This window comes from Streptomyces inhibens (assembly GCF_022221585.1).
Lineage (GTDB): Bacteria > Actinomycetota > Actinomycetes > Streptomycetales > Streptomycetaceae > Streptomyces > Streptomyces inhibens.
This window is the reverse complement of record NZ_CP084681.1, coordinates 5,412,119-5,429,111: the sequence shown is the minus strand read 5'-3', so window position 1 is coordinate 5,429,111 and position 16,993 is coordinate 5,412,119. Positions and strand designations below refer to the sequence as shown.

General features: G+C 69.4%; 16 protein-coding genes and 1 tRNA gene. 6 read left to right on the top strand and 11 right to left on the bottom strand.

From position 1 onward, the window contains the following. Positions 1-306: 306 nt before the first annotated feature. The 3 genes from KI385_RS24795 to KI385_RS24785 all read right to left on the bottom strand — a co-directional run bounded on the left by KI385_RS24795 (position 307) and on the right by KI385_RS24785 (position 1,634). Positions 307-648 carry a WhiB family transcriptional regulator gene (locus tag KI385_RS24795; protein ID WP_238574326.1) on the bottom strand — a complete coding sequence of 114 codons (342 nt, stop codon included), beginning with the start codon at positions 646-648 and terminating at the stop codon, positions 307-309. A 387-nt stretch (positions 649-1,035) separates the two neighbouring features. Continuing rightward, a complete protein-coding gene (locus KI385_RS24790) occupies positions 1,036-1,353 on the bottom strand; it encodes a hypothetical protein (protein WP_238574325.1) in 318 nt (105 codons plus the stop codon). Then, on the bottom strand, positions 1,350-1,634 hold the full coding sequence (locus KI385_RS24785) for a hypothetical protein (RefSeq protein ID WP_238578106.1): 285 nt from the start codon (positions 1,632-1,634) through the stop codon (positions 1,350-1,352). Before KI385_RS24785 ends, KI385_RS24790 begins: the two co-directional genes overlap by 4 nt. A 213-nt stretch (positions 1,635-1,847) precedes the next feature. Here KI385_RS24785 and KI385_RS24780 point away from each other — a divergent pair, with 213 nt between their 5' ends. After that, positions 1,848-4,043 carry a transglycosylase domain-containing protein gene (locus tag KI385_RS24780; RefSeq protein ID WP_238574324.1) on the top strand — a complete coding sequence of 732 codons (2,196 nt, stop codon included), beginning with the start codon at positions 1,848-1,850 and terminating at the stop codon, positions 4,041-4,043. A gap of 113 nt (positions 4,044-4,156) precedes the next feature. Here the strand turns inward: KI385_RS24780 and KI385_RS24775 are convergent, their stop codons facing one another. Next, entirely contained in the window at positions 4,157-4,621 is a 465-nt protein-coding gene (locus tag KI385_RS24775) for a GatB/YqeY domain-containing protein (RefSeq protein ID WP_238574323.1), read from the bottom strand. A gap of 126 nt (positions 4,622-4,747) precedes the next feature. On the opposite strand from KI385_RS24775, the gene KI385_RS24770 reads away from it, so the two are divergent. The 3 genes from KI385_RS24770 to KI385_RS24760 all read left to right on the top strand — a co-directional run bounded on the left by KI385_RS24770 (position 4,748) and on the right by KI385_RS24760 (position 6,703). Next, entirely contained in the window at positions 4,748-5,674 is a 927-nt protein-coding gene (locus KI385_RS24770; RefSeq protein WP_238574322.1) for a metallophosphoesterase, read from the top strand. 205 nt (positions 5,675-5,879) lie between these two features. Next, positions 5,880-6,617 carry an integral membrane regulator gene (locus KI385_RS24765; RefSeq protein WP_238574321.1) on the top strand — a complete coding sequence of 246 codons (738 nt, stop codon included), beginning with the start codon at positions 5,880-5,882 and terminating at the stop codon, positions 6,615-6,617. Between the two features lie 12 nt (positions 6,618-6,629). Further along, positions 6,630-6,703, top strand: a tRNA-Pro gene (locus KI385_RS24760). Between the two features lie 212 nt (positions 6,704-6,915). Here KI385_RS24760 and KI385_RS24755 read toward each other — a convergent pair. From KI385_RS24755 to KI385_RS24735, 5 genes are all read right to left on the bottom strand, one after another. Further along, positions 6,916-7,464, bottom strand: coding sequence for a Pycsar system effector family protein (locus tag KI385_RS24755; RefSeq protein ID WP_238574320.1), 549 nt, complete (start codon positions 7,462-7,464; stop codon positions 6,916-6,918). Then, positions 7,461-8,381, bottom strand: a complete 921-nt coding sequence (locus tag KI385_RS24750) for a hypothetical protein (RefSeq protein WP_238574319.1) — start codon at positions 8,379-8,381, stop codon at positions 7,461-7,463. Before KI385_RS24750 ends, KI385_RS24755 begins: the two co-directional genes overlap by 4 nt. After that, complete coding sequence (locus KI385_RS24745) at positions 8,378-10,444, bottom strand: hypothetical protein (RefSeq protein WP_238574318.1); 2,067 nt, start codon at positions 10,442-10,444, stop codon at positions 8,378-8,380. Before KI385_RS24745 ends, KI385_RS24750 begins: the two co-directional genes overlap by 4 nt. Continuing rightward, entirely contained in the window at positions 10,441-11,367 is a 927-nt protein-coding gene (locus KI385_RS24740; RefSeq protein WP_238574317.1) for a hypothetical protein, read from the bottom strand. Before KI385_RS24740 ends, KI385_RS24745 begins: the two co-directional genes overlap by 4 nt. 137 nt (positions 11,368-11,504) lie before the next feature. Then, positions 11,505-12,146: a Crp/Fnr family transcriptional regulator gene (locus KI385_RS24735; protein WP_238574316.1), complete on the bottom strand. Its 642-nt coding sequence runs from the start codon at positions 12,144-12,146 to the stop codon at positions 11,505-11,507. Positions 12,147-12,396: 250 nt separating this feature from the next. Here KI385_RS24735 and KI385_RS24730 point away from each other — a divergent pair, with 250 nt between their 5' ends. Both KI385_RS24730 and KI385_RS24725 read left to right on the top strand, forming a co-directional pair. Next, positions 12,397-13,182, top strand: coding sequence for a TetR/AcrR family transcriptional regulator (locus KI385_RS24730; protein WP_238574315.1), 786 nt, complete (start codon positions 12,397-12,399; stop codon positions 13,180-13,182). A 142-nt stretch (positions 13,183-13,324) separates the two neighbouring features. Beyond that, positions 13,325-14,623 carry a cytochrome P450 family protein gene (locus KI385_RS24725; protein WP_238574314.1) on the top strand — a complete coding sequence of 433 codons (1,299 nt, stop codon included), beginning with the start codon at positions 13,325-13,327 and terminating at the stop codon, positions 14,621-14,623. 158 nt (positions 14,624-14,781) lie between these two features. Here the strand turns inward: KI385_RS24725 and KI385_RS24720 are convergent, their stop codons facing one another. After that, positions 14,782-15,858, bottom strand: coding sequence for a hypothetical protein (locus KI385_RS24720; RefSeq protein WP_238574313.1), 1,077 nt, complete (start codon positions 15,856-15,858; stop codon positions 14,782-14,784). Positions 15,859-16,026: 168 nt separating this feature from the next. Continuing rightward, positions 16,027-16,860, bottom strand: a complete 834-nt coding sequence (locus tag KI385_RS24715) for a class I SAM-dependent methyltransferase (protein ID WP_238574312.1) — start codon at positions 16,858-16,860, stop codon at positions 16,027-16,029. Positions 16,861-16,993 lie beyond the last annotated feature (133 nt).

The window sequence follows — 16,993 nt, the reverse complement described above, 5'->3', positions numbered from 1 at the left end:
CAGGCACCCCACCCACCGCACCGCGGCGATGTGGCGCACTCAACAGCGCACGCCCACAACGGCACACGCACTCAACAGCGCACGTACCAAACGGCGTACGCACTCAACAACGCACGTACCAAACGGCGTACGCACTCGCCGGCGCGACCGTCCCGAACGCCACGGCCGCCCCCTACAACACAGCCAACCGGCCGGCCTGCCGGCCCCAGGGCACACCCCAGTCGCTGACGGCACCCAGCGTCTGACCGATCAGACCGCGCCACCAGCCGAAGCCTTCTCGGCCAACTTCGGCCGCTACGCCCTCAGTTATCCGACCGCGGCGTACTCGTCGAAGGCCTCGTCCTCGCAGTCCACCGGCAGAATGCCGGTGCTGCGCTCGTATTCCGTACGTGCTGTCTCCAACAGGCGACGCCATGACGTCACGGTCGGGCGGCGGCGCAGCAGCGCCCTCCGCTCGCGCTCGGTCATCCCGCCCCACACGCCGAACTCCACCCGGTTGTCCAGGGCGTCGGCCAGGCACTCCGTGCGCACCGGACATCCGGTGCACACCGCCTTGGCGCGGTTTTGCGCCGCCCCTTGAACGAACAGTTCATCCGGATCGGTAGTGCGGCAGGCTGCCTGTGCACTCCAGTCGGTTACCCAGCTCATGCTGGCGCCGTCCTCTCCCGAATCGAGGCTCCCCCACGGCGGCAATCGGCATATTCACCGTTGCCAGTTGAGGACGTTACGGAAGGCAGGCAGGGCGCAACACCCCCTTCGGGCCCAATCTTGAATGGCCCGAACGGACTATGCGTACGCGGCAGATCACCCAACGGAGTGACCGCACGACATACGTCACTTTGCTCACAAGGCAGGACGGTTCGTCGTCCTGACGCGGGATTTCTGTCGACACACGCGGGCACGTGGGGGCGCGGTCCGCGCGGGAGTAGGGGTTGACGAACTGACGCGTAACCATTCCGCTGTGGCAGCCGAGAACAGGCTAAACGAACAGGTGCGCCCCTGTCCGGCGATTGAGAACGTAGGCGCCTCACGTTGCTAAGCCGTCAAGTCTCCGGCGATCAGGCCTCCATTGACCGCCCGATGCCAGAGCCTGTGGTGCCATTCGTTGGCGTCGGGCTCGGGCTCGGTGACGAGCACCGGATTCGGACCGGTCTCGATGAGGTGCAGCAGTGACCAGGCGACGCCGTAGCAGTCGTCCGGGCCGAAGCACGCGACCAGCGCCCTGGCCTCGTCCGCCGTGACCGGCCTGGAGATCGCCTCAAGCTGAAGAACCCTCCTGTCTATCTCCTCCCCGCTCGCATCCTCGTCAGGGAGGGGGCCATCGGCAACGAACTCCTGTACTTCAGGTCTCATGTTCGAATGATCGGCTGCTGCCGCGCTCCACAGCAAGGCAGCCTGGATCTGCGTGCGGGGCAGCCGTGCGGCCCTGACGGGAGTCGGTGCGGCCCGTCCAGCGGGAGCGGGTAGCCGGCCGCGTCGTCGGTGATGCGGTGCTTTGCCGACAGCGGGCCCGGGGCGTCGACCAGGGCGATGCCGTGATGGCGTTCGGCCCGGTCGATTTCGCCGTAGATCACGTTGCCCCCTCCCCAGATCACGTTGCCCCTCCCCAGGGTGCGGGTGTTTGCGCTGGTCACGAGCGCGTGCGGGCCGCGCAGCGACCTGATCGCCGGCCTCAGCCGCCACCACCGGCCTCAACCGCCGCCACCATGAACCAGCACCGCGCAGCGATCTTCATTCAGGCGTTGCTGCCTGCCCGGCTGCCCTTGGATGTCACGGTCCGGTACTCGAACATCCCGAAGAGCCCCTGCCCCTGCGGAACGTCGCCGACAACGGATTAGGCTGCCCTCATGCCTAAGAAGCGCGATGGCGGGGGTCTGTCCAAGACGCAGCAGGCCGCCAAGTTCCTCGGTGTCAGTGTCCTGGCCGGAGCGGTGCTGGCCGGCCTCGCGCTCCCGGCGGCCGGGGCGCTCGGCCTGACGGCCAAGGGGTCGGTCGAGGGCTTCGACGACATCCCGGCGAACCTCAAGACGCCGCCGCTCAGCCAGCGGACCACCATTCTGGACGCCGACGGCGGCGAGATCGCCAAGGTCTACTCCCGTGACCGCACGGTCATCGGCCTCAAGGACATGTCGCCGTACATCCAGAAGGCGATCGTCGCGATCGAGGACGCGCGCTTCTACGAGCACGGCGCCATCGATATGAAGGGCATCCTGCGCGCGCTCAACAAGAACGCGCAGACAGGCGGCGTCTCCGAGGGCGCCTCGACGCTGACCCAGCAGTATGTGAAGAACGTCTTCATCGAGGAGGCGGGCGACGACGCGGACAAGGTCGCGCAGGCCACCCAGCAGACGATCGGCCGCAAGGTCAAAGAGCTCAAGTACGCGATCCAGATCGAGAAGGAGCTCGGCAAGCGCAAGATCTTGCAGAACTACCTGAACATCACGTTCTTCGGGCAGCAGGCCTACGGCATCGAGGCGGCCGCCCAGCGCTACTTCAGCAAGCACGCCAAGGACCTGAGCTTGGAGGAGTCGGCCCTGCTGGCCGGCATCGTCCAGTCGCCGAGCCGCTACGACCCGGTCAACGACCCGCAGGAGGCCACCCGGCGGCGCAACACCGTCCTGCAGCGGATGGCCGATCTCAAGGACGTCACCCAGGAGCAGGCCGACGCTGCCGCCAAGGAGCCGATCAAGCTGGCGGTCAGCCGCCCCAAGAACGGCTGCATCACCGCCACCAACGGCGCCGGCTTCTTCTGTGACTACATCCGCAAGGTCTTTCTCAACGACAAGTCTTTCGGAAAGAACCGGAAAGTCCGCTTGCAACGCTGGAACGAGGGCGGCATGACCATCCGCACCACCCTCGACCCGCAGACCCAGAAGTCGATCCAGGCGTCGATAAGCGATCACGTCTACGACGACGACCCGGTCGCCAGCGCCGCCACCATCGTCGAACCGGGCACCGGCAAGATCCTCGGCATGGGCCAGTCGCGCCCGTACGGCTTCCGTGAGAACCAGACCGTGATCAACCTCTCGGTGGACCACGACATGGGCGGCGGCGCCGGCTACCAGCCCGGATCGACCTTCAAGCCGGTGATCGCGGCGGCCGCCCTCGAACAGGGGACGAGCCCGGAGCAGGAGTACCCCTCGCCGTACCAGATGCCGTATCCGAGCCCCGTCCAGACCTGCGACGGCGAGTGGCAGGGCACGGACACCACCAAGAACGAGAACAAGGAAGAGGTCGGCCCGTACGGCATGAAGGAGGCGACCGCGAAGTCGGTCAACACCTACTTCGTGCAGCTGATCAGCGATATGGGCATCTGCCCCGCGGTCAAGATGGCCCAGAAGATGGGCATCGAGCGGGCCGACGGCAAGACGTTGCAGCAAGTTCCGTCGATGACGCTCGGCGTGCAGGAGATGTCACCGCTGACGATGGCCACCGGCTACGCCGCCTTCGCCAACGGCGGCCAGTACTGCTCCCCCGTCGCCATCGAGTCGATCACCGACGCGCGGGGCCGGGCGATGAAGGTCCCGCAGACCAGCTGCCACAGCGCGATGTCCAAGAAGACCGCTGACACGATCAACACCCTCCTCAAGGGCGTCGTCGAGGACGGCACCGGCAAGGAGGCCGGCCTCCAGGGTCGCGACAGCGCCGGCAAGACCGGCACCAGCGACAGCCGCTACGCCGCCTGGTTCGTCGGCTACACCCCGAACGCGGCCGGCGCGGTCTGGGTCGGCGACCCGCAGCACAAGCGCAAGATGTACAACATCACCATCGGCGGCGTCCCCCACGACAAGGTCTACGGCGCCGACACCCCCGGCCCCATCTGGCGCGATGCGATGACCGGCGCCCTGGCCAACCGGCCCGCACCCGCCCTGCCCACCGTCCCGATCGACGACCCCGCCAAGGACAAGGAAAAGAACCAAGGCGACGACGGCGACAAGGGCGGCAAGCACAAGCCCGGCCGAGGCGGCGACAACAAGCCGGGCGGCGGCTGGCACCTTCCGGGCTGGCCCGACGTACTGGGCGGCGGCAACGGCGGCTGGTAGACCGTCGGTTGGCCCGTACGAGCCCATAGCGCACGAACAAGCAGGGGCGCCCCCACACCACCGGGGGCGCCCCTCACCTTTCCCTGACGTCCCTCAAGACGTCGTCCGACTGCTCAGACGGCCAGCAGCTTCTTCACCACCGCGGCCACCCGGCCGCCCTCGGCACGGCCCGCCACCTTCGGGTTGACGATCTTCATGACGGCGCCCATCGCCCGCGGCCCCTCGGCGCCGGCGCCCTTGGCCTCCGCCACGGCCGCCGCGACCAGCTGCTCCAGCTCGTCGTCGGTCAGCTGCTTGGGCAGATACTCCGCGAGCACCTCACCCTCGGCGCGCTCCCGCTCGGCCTGCGCGGCGCGGCCGCCCTTCTCAAAGGCGTCAGCGGCCTCACGGCGCTTCTTCGCCTCCCGCGTGATGATCTTCTCGACCTCGCCGTCGGACAGCTCGCGCGCCTCGGTGCCCGCGACCTCCTCCTTCTGGATCGCGGTCAGCGTGAGACGAAGGGTGGAGGAACGCAGCTCGTCGCGCGCCTTGATCGCGATGGTGAGGTCGTCATGCAGCTTGGACTTGAGCGTGGTCATGCCGTCGAGTATGCCCCCACCCACCGCCAACCGCCGCGCCTTTTCCCCCGACGCCCCGCCACGCCCACCGCCCGGCGCCCGGCCTCGCGCTGCAGCCACCCCCGCCACTCTGCGACGATGGGAGCCATGCGCGCGCGATACGGAGTACCCCTGACCCTGACCGCAGTCGGCGCGGCCGGCCTGGCCTACGCCGCCGGCTTCGAAGTCCGCTCGTTCCGCCTCCGGCGCGTCACCGTGCCCGTACTGCCCCGCGGCATGCGGCCGTTGCGCGTCCTACAGGTCTCCGACATCCACATGGTCAGCGGCCAGCGCAAGAAGCAGCGCTGGCTGCAGTCGCTCGCCGGACTGCGCCCCGACTTCGTCATCAACACGGGCGACAACCTCTCCGACCCCGAAGGCGTCCCCGAGACGCTGGACGCGCTCGGCCCGCTGATGGAGTTCCCCGGCGCGTACGTCTTCGGCTCCAACGACTACTACGGCCCCAAGCTGCGCAACCCCGCGCGCTACCTGCTCGAACGCGCCCAGGGCCGGCACGGCCTCAACGGCAACGCGCCCGTCGTGGGCGCCGTCCACAACCCGTGGGAAGACCTGCGCGACGCCTTCGACACGGCCGGCTGGGTCGGCCTGTCCAATTCCCGCGGCCGCCTCAAGCTGGACGGCATCGAGATCGCCCTGACCGGCCTGGACGACCCGCACATCAAGCGCGACCGCTACGCCGAGGTGGCCGGCGGCCCGGAATCCGGCGCCGACCTCTCCCTGGCCGTGGTGCACGCCCCCTACCTGCGCACCCTGGACGCCTTCACCGCCGACGGCTACCCGCTGATCCTGGCCGGCCACACCCACGGCGGCCAGCTCTGCATCCCCTTCTACGGCGCCCTGGTCACCAACTGCGACATCGACACCGACCGCGTCAAGGGCCTGTCCACCCACACCGCCGGCGCCCACACCTCCTACCTCCACGTCTCCGCAGGCTGCGGCACCAACCGCTACACCCCGGTCCGCTTCGCCTGCCCCCCGGAGGCGACACTGCTGACACTGACGGCGCGGGGCTGAGGCGGGGCGGGGGGCCGGCGAGCGGGCGGACTGGCTGAGGCCGTAGGGGCACGCGCGTACGGAGTGATGCGGCGGGGGCGCTCCCGGCCCGGGGACTCCGCTTCTGGCCGGGGTCTCCTCCCTGACCTGGAAGGCTCGTCTCCCCCCGGAGACTCGTCCCGATCGGGGCTCCCCACCCGCCGATCATCCCCCCTAACGTGGAGGAATGTCCGACCCCACCCGGACCTCGCAGTCCACGCGCCACGCCACCGGCCCGGCCGGAGCCGCCGCCCGCACCCCGGCAGCAGCCGTCGCCCCTGCCATCCGCCGCCCCCGCGTGGCCGCCTTCCGCATCCTGATCACCCTGGCCGCCCTGACCGGCCTCCTCCTGGAAGCCCTCAGCACCTCCGCCCCGGCCCCCGCTCATCTCCTGGCCTCCTTCACCGTGCAGGCCAACATCGCCGTGGCGCTGGTCTCCGTCTGCTCCGCCCACCGCGCCTGGACCGGCCGCAGCCCCGTGAGCCCCCGCATCACGGGCGCGCTCCTCTCCTTCCTCACCCTCACGGCCCTCCTCCACCACGCCCTCCCGGCCGCCGACTCCACCGCCTTCACGCTGCCCGCCGGCACCGGCCCCACCACCACCGCCCAAGCCATCTCCCACCAGCTCCTCTACACACTCACCCCCCTCGCCGCCCTCGCCGACTGGTTGCTGCTCACCACCCCCCGCGGCTTCCGCCTGCCCCACGCCTGGCAGTGGCCGGCCTACCCCCTCCTCTATCTCTCCTTCACCCTCGCCTCCCCCGCCACCACGGGCACGCCCTCCCCCACCCTCACCACCGCCCTGACCATCGCCCTGGCGATCTGCGCCCTCCCCTTGATCGCCATCGCGATCGACCAGGTCAGGCCCTCTCCACTGCTCCACAACAACCGGATTTCGCCTACGGGGATCGGTCCGCTAAAGTAGAGCTCGTTGCTTCGGGGTGTAGCGCAGCTTGGCAGCGCGCTTCGTTCGGGACGAAGAGGTCGTGGGTTCAAATCCCGCCACCCCGACTGAAGGAACAAAGGTCAGGGCCTGATCCGCATCGCGGGTCGGGCCCTGATCTGTTTGTGGGGCCATCTTGGGCGCCACTTGGGCGCCACTTGGGAGCCGGCCGCGAAAGTGGCTGCCCAACGGAGGGCGAACTGTTGGCGCTCCTCCGGCGTTTCGCTCGTCCCCTCCCCCTGGTTCCGGTCGCGGAGAGTGCGGTGACCCGTGGAGCGGGTCAGCTGCCGGAGGCCAGGGCAAGGAACACGGCGGTGACCGCCGGCAGCAGCAGAAGAGTGGCGTACCGCACACACCGGTTCTTGGCTCGGGCGATCCGGCTGGTTCCGGTCAGGGCCCGGGACAGCCGGGGCTGCGGGTCGGAACTGCCCAGCCGTAGCCCCGCCGACAGCTCCGCGCGGCTCTCGGCCCGCACCACGTCTTCGTAGTAGGCGAGGATGCGCGCGCTCTCCCTCATCTTGGCTCCGCGGCGTGGCACGAGGGCCACGAGCAGGCACAGGAGCGCCCCGGTCGTGGTGACCGCCGCTGTCCACCACAGGGGGAGGGCCCACGAGGCTTCGGGCGGGCGGCGGATCAGCAGGAGCCCGAGAAGTGCTCCCCCGGTGGCCAGCAGGGCGGCGGCCTTGCCGTCGGCGCGGCCGATCTCCAGGTGATTCTGGGCGATCAACTCACGCGACAGTGCCGCCACGTCGTCCGGGTCGTCGCACGGGGCGGTGCTGAGCCGGCGCCGCCCGTGCGGAGAGGGACCGAAGAGTGCGGGGCGCGTCATGGCGTCTCTCCGTACGCACCCTTCGCGTCGCGGTGCGGACCGTCGTGCCCGATCCGCGTCAGGATCTCCTCGCCCTGAGGTACGCCGACGTCGCTGAGGACACGGGCCAGGTTCACGCCGACGAAACTCCGGTCCTCTTCCGTCAGTCCCTGAAGCGTCGCCGCCAGAGTCCTCTCCCAGCCGTCCCGGTCGGTGAGCAGACTGCTGTGGGCCACCGTCCAGTCGAGCACCTCCCTTGCCTGCTCGGGCTGGTGCAGCAGCCAGAGAGCGGCCAGGCCGACCGGCCCGCCTGCCACCACCTCCCGGTAGAAGCGGTAGGCCTCACGGTGTGCTTCGCCGAATCCCGGCGGAAGGGTGGGCACCGCTCCGGTGCCCGGCGCGGTCCGGAACGCGGCCGGCGGGTCCAGGAACCAGTACACAAGGCCCGTACCGTCGATCACCCGTAGCCGGCCGGGCGGCTCGACCTCGGCGGTCCCATGGTGCGGCGGTGGCTTTTTCAGCGGGTCGGAAACACCGGGCAGCGACGCGTTCTCCCCGATGTGCCGGACGATCATCTGACGGGCTTCTTCCTCGGTGACCCGGCTCCTCGCGGCGACCACGGGGTTGCTGACCTTCCAGGCGACCTCGTAACGGGACTGCGGGCGGGCCGACGAAGTCGCGGCGCGCCGGGGGATGTCGACCCAGAACCTCCGTTCCGTGAGGGAGACCCACACGACATCGAAGAACTCCCCGCGCCGCACTTCCCGCGCGGTCGGACGGGGATAGCCCCAGAAGTCACCGCCACGCGGCGGCTCCAGCCGATCCGCACCCTGATCCGAGAGAAATGCCAGGGCCCGATCCTCTTGCGAGCTGAAGCGGAGGCGGAGGAACTGCCAGGTGGGCGAGGAGGTCACCGGTGTGATCAGCGGTTCCGTCATGAGGCGAACCCTTCTGGTGGGGTGGACATGCGATGGCGGTGGCGGCGCAGCATGAAGCGCATGACGCCTCGGTGTTCGCGGGCCATGCCGGACAGCGCGCTCAGGAAGGGAGCGAAGGCGGTCCGGCGCCGCAGAGCGGGGTCGCCCTCGATCTGGAGCAGTCGCTGCACCGTCGCCTCATGTGTGGACGGGGCGTCGAGGGCGAGAATCACCAGGTTGAGGGCCTGGCCGGGGTGCTCCACCATCACGTCGGCCAAGCTGACGCGTCCGGCGCCGGACCGGCCGGGCTGGGGAAACGTCGAAAGGCTCATCGACTCGACCACATGGGCCGCCAGGGTGTGACGCGGTGTTCCCTGCTCCGATTCCAGCCACTCCGCCACCTTTTCGAAGACGAGGGTGTGGTTCGCCTCCTCGGTGAGGAGTGCGCCGAGCGCGAAGGAGACCGCGGTCCGCAGGCTGCGTTCCGCATCCGCTTCCGGCCCGTCGAGAACCGTGTCCAGGAGCTTGAGTGCGGCTGCGGGCCGCGCCAGGCCGTAGCTGCCCGCGCAGGTTTCGGCGACCGTGCACCGGACGAGGCCGGAGCGTGCCCGGCTCCACTGTCGTAGCTGTTCCCGCACCGCACCGGCGAGGACGGCGTGCTGGACCAGCTCGCCGAGTGCGAACGCGACCAAGCGGCGCCGCCAGCGCCTGTCCGAGGCGGCGAAGGGAACCAGCTGGCGCAGCGTGCTCGGTCCGGTCGCGTGCGTCAGTACGCGGCCGATCGCCCCACCTGCTGTCAGGTCGATGCCGGGTTGATAGGGCAGTGCGTCAAGGGCCTTCCACAGCAGGTCCGACATGCCCTCGTGTTCCAGCCACAGGTGCCGGAGCAGCGCGTCCGACCGGTGTCGGCCCGAGAAGGCGACCGGCTGGACCGGGAAGCGGTACCGCGGTGTCGAGCCGAACTCCGTCGGCAGGAGGCGCGCGCCCACCGCCTCCAGCCGGTCCTCGAAGGCCGGACCGAGCACATCGACTCGGTCCGGCAGCTCGCTCCCCGGCCTTGGTCCCGCTCGTTCCCCGATCAGCGGGCGGAGCACCGCGGTGAACTGCTCGATCACCGTGCGGTCGTGTCGCGACAGGAGTGCGATGGCGGTCATGAGGGAGAGGTCATCGGCACTGTGGCGTGCCTCCGCCAGAGCTGCGCGGGCGGCCGAGGCGCTGCCGACCAGCAGATCGTCGAGCACGGAGGCGGCAGACGTTCCCGAGACGACCGCCTCGCGCAGGCCGCCGGCTACGTCAACTCCGTCATCGGGCAGAGGGTGCGCGCCCAGATAGTCGGTGAACTCACGAGAGGCAAGGTGCTCCAGTGCGTCGTTCAGTTGCGCACCGGTGAGGTCGCCCGACTCGGCCATCGTCCGCAGCCGCTTGGCGGCCACTTCACCCGGCGAGGGCGGCAGATGCCCCACCTGCCACGGCAAGGTGTCGGCGGGCAGCTGCGCCTCCTTGGCCACTGTGACGACCAGGTGGGCCCCGGAGCGCCTCAGCAGATCGCCCAGGCTTGTCAGCGCCACCTCGCCGAGCGAGTCGGCGGCAGCCTGGGAGAGCCCTTGCAGCAGATAGCCGCGCCCGCCCTTCGGGCGCCACACCGCCAGGTTCTCCATGGAGTCCAGGCCGGTGATGCCGTCGGCTCCGTACCGTTCCGCCAGCAGGGCGAACGCGGCCGTACTCGCGCCTGTCCCGCCTCCCGCCCGCATCACGAGGACCCGGCGGTCCAGCACCTTTCGGCACCTCAGGTAGGAAGGCGGTTCGACGAAGCCGCACAGCCTCTTGCGTACCTCGTCCGTCGGATAAGGCCCCTCGCGCAGCCGGGGCTTGATGATCTTCTCTGTGACGTCGTCGTCAAGCAGCTCGGTGCCGGCCAGGTAGTAGACATCGCCCTGGACACCGCCCATGAACGCCATGCCATGGCTCACCCGCTGCTGGTTGTCCCGGAAGGAGTTCTCCGGCCGCCCTGCGGCATGGACACCGTCCTCGGCGGGCGCGCCCCCGCCGTCCGGACCGGGTGACGCGCCCTGTTCGGCGGTCATCGGCGGTCCCCGGGCCCGCCGACCTGCTTGTCACCCGTCACGTTGTCTCCGCTGCCCCAGTGCTGATTGGTGCCGTGATACGAGGTCGAGCGGCCGGTATAGGTGAAGTCTCCGCCGACGTTGCCCATCAGGGCGGCGCCTTCATTCACTTGCTGGGAGTTCCCGCTGTACCGGGTCCCTGGCCGCGTCGCGGGCGCCGCCTCGCGGGAAGCGGCTTCGGCGTCGGCATCGGCATCGGCATCGGCATCGGCGGGTTCCTCGCGGGGTTGGATTCCGGCCTGCACGAGGTTCCCGGACGGCGACGGGACGTACAGCCACGCCTGCTGCGAGAAGCTCTTTCCCTCCACAGTGGCCGGCACTTCGACGCAGCGGTCGGGGTGCAGCCCGCTGTAGGCGCCGAGCACCACGTCCTCGTAGACCCGCTGGGAGATGACCGCGGCGAGGTGGGTGATCTGCTCGCTCGCCGCGGCGAGGATCGCCTTGACCGGCCGCGAGTCCAGGAGCCGGTGTGTGTCGTTGCGGGCCGTGCCGTTGCCGTCGCCGGGCCGGTCGGCATCCGGCAGCGGTCCGACGTGGACGCTGGCCCGGAGGCGGATACGAGGCCCCACGGACTGCTGGTTGTACGCGCCGAGGACGTCGTCCAGGACACCCAGGAACGGCCAGAGGACATAGGGGAGGAACACCGGATCGAAGCCGAACACCACGCCGTCCCCGGTATTGGCGGGAAACCTCTTGGAGTCGCGCAGTGCGTGCAGCCCGGCACGTTCGAGGGCCTGGTCGACGAGTTCGGGGATCAACTGGCTGACCGGACCGTGCTGCACCGCGGGAAGACCGGTGAAGTCCTTGGCGTCCACGGCGAACAGGGCGCGGTAGGGAGGTAGCGGTCGGCTCTCGGTGTACGGGGCGGGCAGGGGCGTGGACATGCGTGGTCTCCTCGCGGATGGCGCGGGTGGCTTTCCGTAGCCGCTGTTCGGCTGCTTCGAGGTTCCGCCCGTTCCGCCCGGCCGAGTGCACAGCGCAGGGCAGTTCGCCGGTGGCCCGCATCACAACGCGCGGGCGTTCAGTCGGCCGACGCCCAGTGCCGCAGGGTCTTCATGTCCTTGATGACGATCACTCGTCGTGCCGTCTCCACCGCGCCGGCCTCCCGCAATCGCTGCAGACCGGCGATGACGGAGTTACGCGTCACTCCGGTGGCCTGGGCGATCTCCTCCTGGCTCAGTCCGGTCAGCTGGACAACATCCGGCTCGGCAGCCGGGGCGGTCAGTTCGGCCAGTCGCAGCAGTGCGCGCGCCAGCCGTACGACCAGCGGCAACGTCAGCAGTTCGGTGCGATGCACATCGGATTCCCGCAGCCTGGACAGCGCTTGGCGCATCAGGTCCATCACCAGCCCGCGCTGCTCGACGAACCTGCGAAACCGCTGAGCTTCCAGAACGACGGCCGTGCAGGGGGTGAGGGCGACCACTTCCGCCGTGCGCGAGGTGCCGTTGAAAACCGACACCTCCCCGAGCAGATCACCCGGTCCCCGAAAGGCCAGCCAGGTCACGGAACCGCTGGGCTCCCGGCATACGACCTTGGCCAGACCGTCCGTGAGCGCGAGCAGATGCGTCCCGGGAGAGCCTTGCCGCAGCATCACGCTGCGTTCGCGGAAGATCCGGGATGTGCCTTGGCTTTGCAGCTCACGCCACACTTCTTCGGACAGCACTCGTCGCCTTCCCGGTGCGCACCCTCGCCGGCACATCCCACCCTCATGAGTTGTACGTGGCCGGAAGCCGCCCGCGCCGCGAGTCGGCTGACGATGGCCGAGAACGTTCGACGGTTGCGTTGATGTGGCGGACGCCCGGCTGGCTGCTGGCTGCTGGCTGGAAAGTTTCTTATGCCGGGGCGGCGTCCGGCCTAGTGTTGACTGCGTGACCAGATTCGATATCTGGTCACGCAGTCAAAGGGGGCACACCGTGGAACGGGCGGAGCGTGGTGAGCGGATCCTGGAGGCGGCGGGGGAGTTGCTGCTCGCCTGGGGCTATCGGCGAGTGACGATCGACGAGATCGCCCGCCGTGCCAAGGTCGGCAAGGGCACGGTCTATCTGCACTGGAAGACCAAGGATTCGCTGCTCCTGGCCGTTGTGCTCAGGGTTCAGTCCCGAAGCCATCAGCGGCAGTTGGCGCGCATGCGCTCCGACCCGATGGAGATCCTGCCGAGCCGGGCGCTGCGTGGGCACTTCCTCGACTTCCTGGGTGAACCGGTACTGCGCGCCCTCTACACCGACGACGCCGACATCCTCGGCCGGCTCAACGACACCGCCAAGAAGGAGCTTGCTGAGCTGATAGTTCAGGGCGACCGGGTCCTGCGGCGCCATCTCGAAGTACTGCGCGAACACGGTCTGGTGCGCGACGACATGGACGTGCACCACCAGCAGTACGCCTTGATGGCGATGGCCACCGGCTTCTTCACATCCGAAGCGTTGCTCTCCGACCGCGCCCCGGACGACCCGGAGGCACGCGCCGAGATCCTCGCCCATACGGTGCGGAGCGCGTTGGAGACGTGCCCCGGATCTGGTGCGGGTGCGGATCCCGGGGTGAGGCTTGGTACGGATCCTGCCTCCGGTGGCGTACGCCTCGCCGCCGCCGCCGCTGCGGCTGCGGCTGCGGCTGCGGCTGCGGCTGCGCCCGAGGTCATCACTCTCTACGAGCATCTGGCGGAGCTCAGCGCGCAGGAGATGCGCCGGCAGGTACGTAGCTGACCGGCCATCACGTCACCTGCCACGCCATGTGCCGAGTCACGCCCCGAACCACCACCCACGCCACGCCACGACCGAAGTTGAGCCACCCCCCGAGTCCCACCCTGACTCCCGAACCGACTCCCAACCCGGAGGAGAACGAAAGATGTCAGCCTTATCCAGCTCTCCGTTCGCCGAGCACATAGGGAAACACCCGGGCGAGCCGAACGTGATGGAACCGGCGCTGATCAACGATCCGTTCGGCGGCTACGGCGCGCTGCGCGAGAAGGGGCCGGTCGTACGTGGCCGGTTCATGGACGACTCGCCCGTATGGTTCGTGACCCGCTTCGAGGAGGTCCGCCAAGTCCTGCGCGACCAGCGGTTCGTGAACAATCCGGCGTCGCCGCTCCTGGGCAGTCAGGCCGAGGAGATGCCGATGGTCAGGATGCTGGAGCAGATGGGCCTCCCCGAGCACCTTCGGGTCTATCTGCTCGGATCGATCCTCAACAGCGACGCCCCCGATCACACCCGGCTTCGCCGCCTCGTCTCGCGGGCCTTCACCGCACGTAAGATCACCGATCTGCGGCCGCGCGTCGAGCAGATCGCCGACGAGCTGCTGGCCCGGCTCCCCGAGCACGCCGAGGACGGCGTCGTCGACCTCATCCAGCACTTCGCCTACCCACTGCCGATCACGGTCATCTGCGAACTGGTCGGCATACCCGAAGCCGATCGCCCGCAATGGCGCGCATGGGGCGCCGACCTCGTGTCACTGGAGCCGGAGCGGCTCAGCACGTCGTTCCCGGCGATGATCGACCACACCCATGAACTGATCCGCGAACGGCGCGGCGCGCTCACCGACGATCTGCTCAGCGAGCTGATCCGTGCCCAGGACGACGACGGCAGCCGGCTCAGCGACGTCGAGATGGTCACCATGGTGTTCGCCCTCGTCTTCGCCGGTCACGAGACCACCGCCCACCTCATAGGCAACGGCACGGCGGCGCTGCTCACCCACCCCGACCAGCTGCGCCTGCTCAAGGACGACCCGGCCCTGCTCCCGCGTGCCGTCCATGAGCTGATGCGCTGGTGCGGGCCGGTGCACATGACCCAGTTGCGTTACGCCTCCGAGGACATCGACCTCGCCGGTACGCCGATCCGGAAGGGCGACGCCGTACAACTCATCCTGGTATCGGCGAACTTCGACCCCCGCCACTACAGCGACCCCGATCGCCTCGACCTGACCCGTCACCCCGCAGGCCACGCCGAGAACCACGTGGGCTTCGGCCACGGGATGCACTACTGCTTGGGCGCCACGCTCGCCAGGCAGGAGGGCGAAGTGGCGTTCGGCAAACTGCTCGCGCACTACCCGGACGTAGCGCTGGGCGTCGAACCGGAAGCCCTGGAGCGGGCGCCGATGCCCGGCAGTTGGCGGCTGAATTCTTTGCCGCTGCGGTTGGCGAAGCGCTAAGGCTGCGCGCCGGTACTGCGTGCCGGTCTGTGCGTAATGCCCGCCAGTACTGCGCGCGGCGGTCGCCACAGCGCTCGGCCGGGGCCCGCCCGTATGGCGTGCCCCGGCCGACGCGCCGGATGAGGTGATCGGTGATCCGTTGGCGCTCCGACGGGCGGCTACTTGCCGCCGTCCACCGGCACCCGCCAGGTGACCGACCGCGCGCCCTCCCCCTCACCGTCGAAGATGACGGCCACCGGGGCGTCGCCCTTCGGCAGCAGGTGGATGGAGCACTCCGTCACCGTGCCGTTCGGCTTCACCATCGTGTGCGGGACGGCTTCGGGGCACCGGCCGACCCCGGGGCCGCCGATGTCGAGGAGAATCATCTTCTTCACGGTCTGACCGCCCGCGGTCCGCAGCGCCACCCCCTCATTCATGTCGGGCAGCAGGTCGTACTTGCCGCTGTTGCGGTACTGCATCGTCACGTAATACGGGATGAGCTTCTTCTCGTCCGCGTCCAGGTCGAAGCGGCTCAGGTCGGCGATGTCGCCGGTGCGCACGCTCTTCGGCGTGATGCGCAGCGGGACGGGGCGGCTGCGGCTGTCCTCCGTGATGCCGTCGGCGGGCCTGCCCGCGGGCAGCACCCCGTCGGAGCCGCCGCCCTTGGCACCGCCGACCTGCCAGATGAGGGTGTCGCCGCCGTCGTCCTTGTACGAGACGGTCGCCGGCTGCCGGCCCTTCGGCAGCATGTAGATCTGGCAGTTCGCCGCCGTGGCACCGGCGGCCAGTTGGGGCGCGCCGCTCGCACGGCACTCGGGCGGCAGACCCGAGCTGGTGGCCAACGGGTTCGACTGGAACAGCGAGACCTGCTGGGCGGCCTGGCCGTCCGCCCCGTTGACCGAGAAGTTCCGCGCCGGGTCCGCTCCGCTCACCGTGTCCTTGCCGGTGTTGGTGTAGGTGACGGTGAGGTAGTACGGCACCATCCCCTTGAGGTCGTCGTCCAGCCGGATGTGCTTGAGGTCGGAGTCCGAGCCGCGGGCCAGCCGGATCGGCGTGATCCGCAGCGCATGCGCCTTGTGGTCGGAGCCGGTCCAGGTGGCCGGGCGGGGCGTGGCCTTCATCGGCAGCGGTTCGGCGGGCGTGACGGCTTCCGAGGCGCCCGGCGATGCCGTGCCGGCGTGGGGTCCGCCGGCGCACCCCACGGTCAGCAGCATGAGCGCGCTGAGGCCCGCGGCACCGGCAATACGTATAGGCACCCGCACGGTGAACCCCCGTTGATGTGCGTCGCATGGCGCCTCACCACGCGACCATTGACAGTCGACGCCCGACATTCGGTCGTCCGCCGGGCTCGCCCCCGGCACCGTCCGGCCTGGCCGGTCCGTCACATTAGCCGTCTGGGGACGGGCGGCGAATACGCCTTGCTTTCAGCGAGTACGGCTTGCCTTCAGCGAGTACATGAGGGGGATGCGGGGGCGGTCGCCAGGGAAGCGGTAGTAGCCGTCGTCGTTGCGGCGCAGTGCGCTGAAGCGCTGGAACATGGTCATGTCGTGTTCGTGCAGGAAGTCGATGCGCAGGCCGGCGCCGGCCAGGGCGGAGACGACCTCGCCGATCGGGTGCTGCCATTCGACGCTGCGGTTGTTGACCGTGGGCGCGCCGAAGTCCGTGTAGGTGCCGGGGGTTTCGTCGACCCATGCATCGCGGCTGAAGTAGTCGTGGACGATGCGGGATCCGGTCTCGTCGTCCAGGGCATCGCAGAGTGGGTGGAATTCGGCGAGGTAGAGAAAGCCGCCGGGCGCGACGAGGGAGGCGGCCGTATCGGCCCAGCGTTCCAGGTCGGGGAGCCAGTTCAGGGCGCCGATGCCGGTGTAGACGATGTCGTACGAGTCGTCGGGGACGGCTTCGGCTGCGTCATAGACGTCGGCGGCGACGAACGCTGCGCGGTCCGGGCGGTAGCCGAGCTCGGCGGTGAGCTCGCGGGCCGCTTCGACGGCCGGTTCGGAGAAGTCCAGGCCGACGACGCGGGCCGCGCCGCGGTGCACCCAGGAGAGGGTGTCCTGGCCGAAGTGGCACTGGAGGTGGAGCAGGGAGCGGCCGGTGACATCGCCGACCTCCGCGGCCTCGAAGTCACGGATCACGTCCCGGACCCGGCGGAATCGGTCCTGGTCGTAATAATCGCTCGCGGTGTGGATAGCGACGCGCTCGTCCCACTTCGCGCGATTGGCCTCCCGCCAGTCGTCGGGGCCCGGGTGTCTTCGCATACGACGAAGTTATCCACAGGCTGGTGGCCCTCGCCAACGCAATTTGGGGGCCGGGCGCAGAATGGGCCCATGACTGACGAGACGACCGCAGGCCGCGACCACTCCACCGATCCGACACCTTCGACGAGAGACG

What these genes read in the sequence shown, in the direction of transcription:
- KI385_RS24725 (WP_238574314.1), top strand. Translation starts at nt 13,325, where the DNA reads ATGTCAGCCTTATCCAGCTCTCCGTTCGCCGAGCACATAGGGAAACAC.
- KI385_RS24775 (WP_238574323.1), bottom strand. Translation starts at nt 4,621, where the DNA reads ATGACCACGCTCAAGTCCAAGCTGCATGACGACCTCACCATCGCGATC.
- KI385_RS24790 (WP_238574325.1), bottom strand. Translation starts at nt 1,353, where the DNA reads ATGAGACCTGAAGTACAGGAGTTCGTTGCCGATGGCCCCCTCCCTGAC.
- KI385_RS24745 (WP_238574318.1), bottom strand. Translation starts at nt 10,444, where the DNA reads ATGACCGCCGAACAGGGCGCGTCACCCGGTCCGGACGGCGGGGGCGCG.
- KI385_RS24715 (WP_238574312.1), bottom strand. Translation starts at nt 16,860, where the DNA reads ATGCGAAGACACCCGGGCCCCGACGACTGGCGGGAGGCCAATCGCGCG.
- KI385_RS24770 (WP_238574322.1), top strand. Translation starts at nt 4,748, where the DNA reads ATGCGCGCGCGATACGGAGTACCCCTGACCCTGACCGCAGTCGGCGCG.
- KI385_RS24750 (WP_238574319.1), bottom strand. Translation starts at nt 8,381, where the DNA reads ATGACGGAACCGCTGATCACACCGGTGACCTCCTCGCCCACCTGGCAG.
- KI385_RS24780 (WP_238574324.1), top strand. Translation starts at nt 1,848, where the DNA reads ATGCCTAAGAAGCGCGATGGCGGGGGTCTGTCCAAGACGCAGCAGGCC.
- KI385_RS24740 (WP_238574317.1), bottom strand. Translation starts at nt 11,367, where the DNA reads ATGTCCACGCCCCTGCCCGCCCCGTACACCGAGAGCCGACCGCTACCT.
- KI385_RS24765 (WP_238574321.1), top strand. Translation starts at nt 5,880, where the DNA reads ATGTCCGACCCCACCCGGACCTCGCAGTCCACGCGCCACGCCACCGGC.
- KI385_RS24795 (WP_238574326.1), bottom strand. Translation starts at nt 648, where the DNA reads ATGAGCTGGGTAACCGACTGGAGTGCACAGGCAGCCTGCCGCACTACC.
- KI385_RS24755 (WP_238574320.1), bottom strand. Translation starts at nt 7,464, where the DNA reads ATGACGCGCCCCGCACTCTTCGGTCCCTCTCCGCACGGGCGGCGCCGG.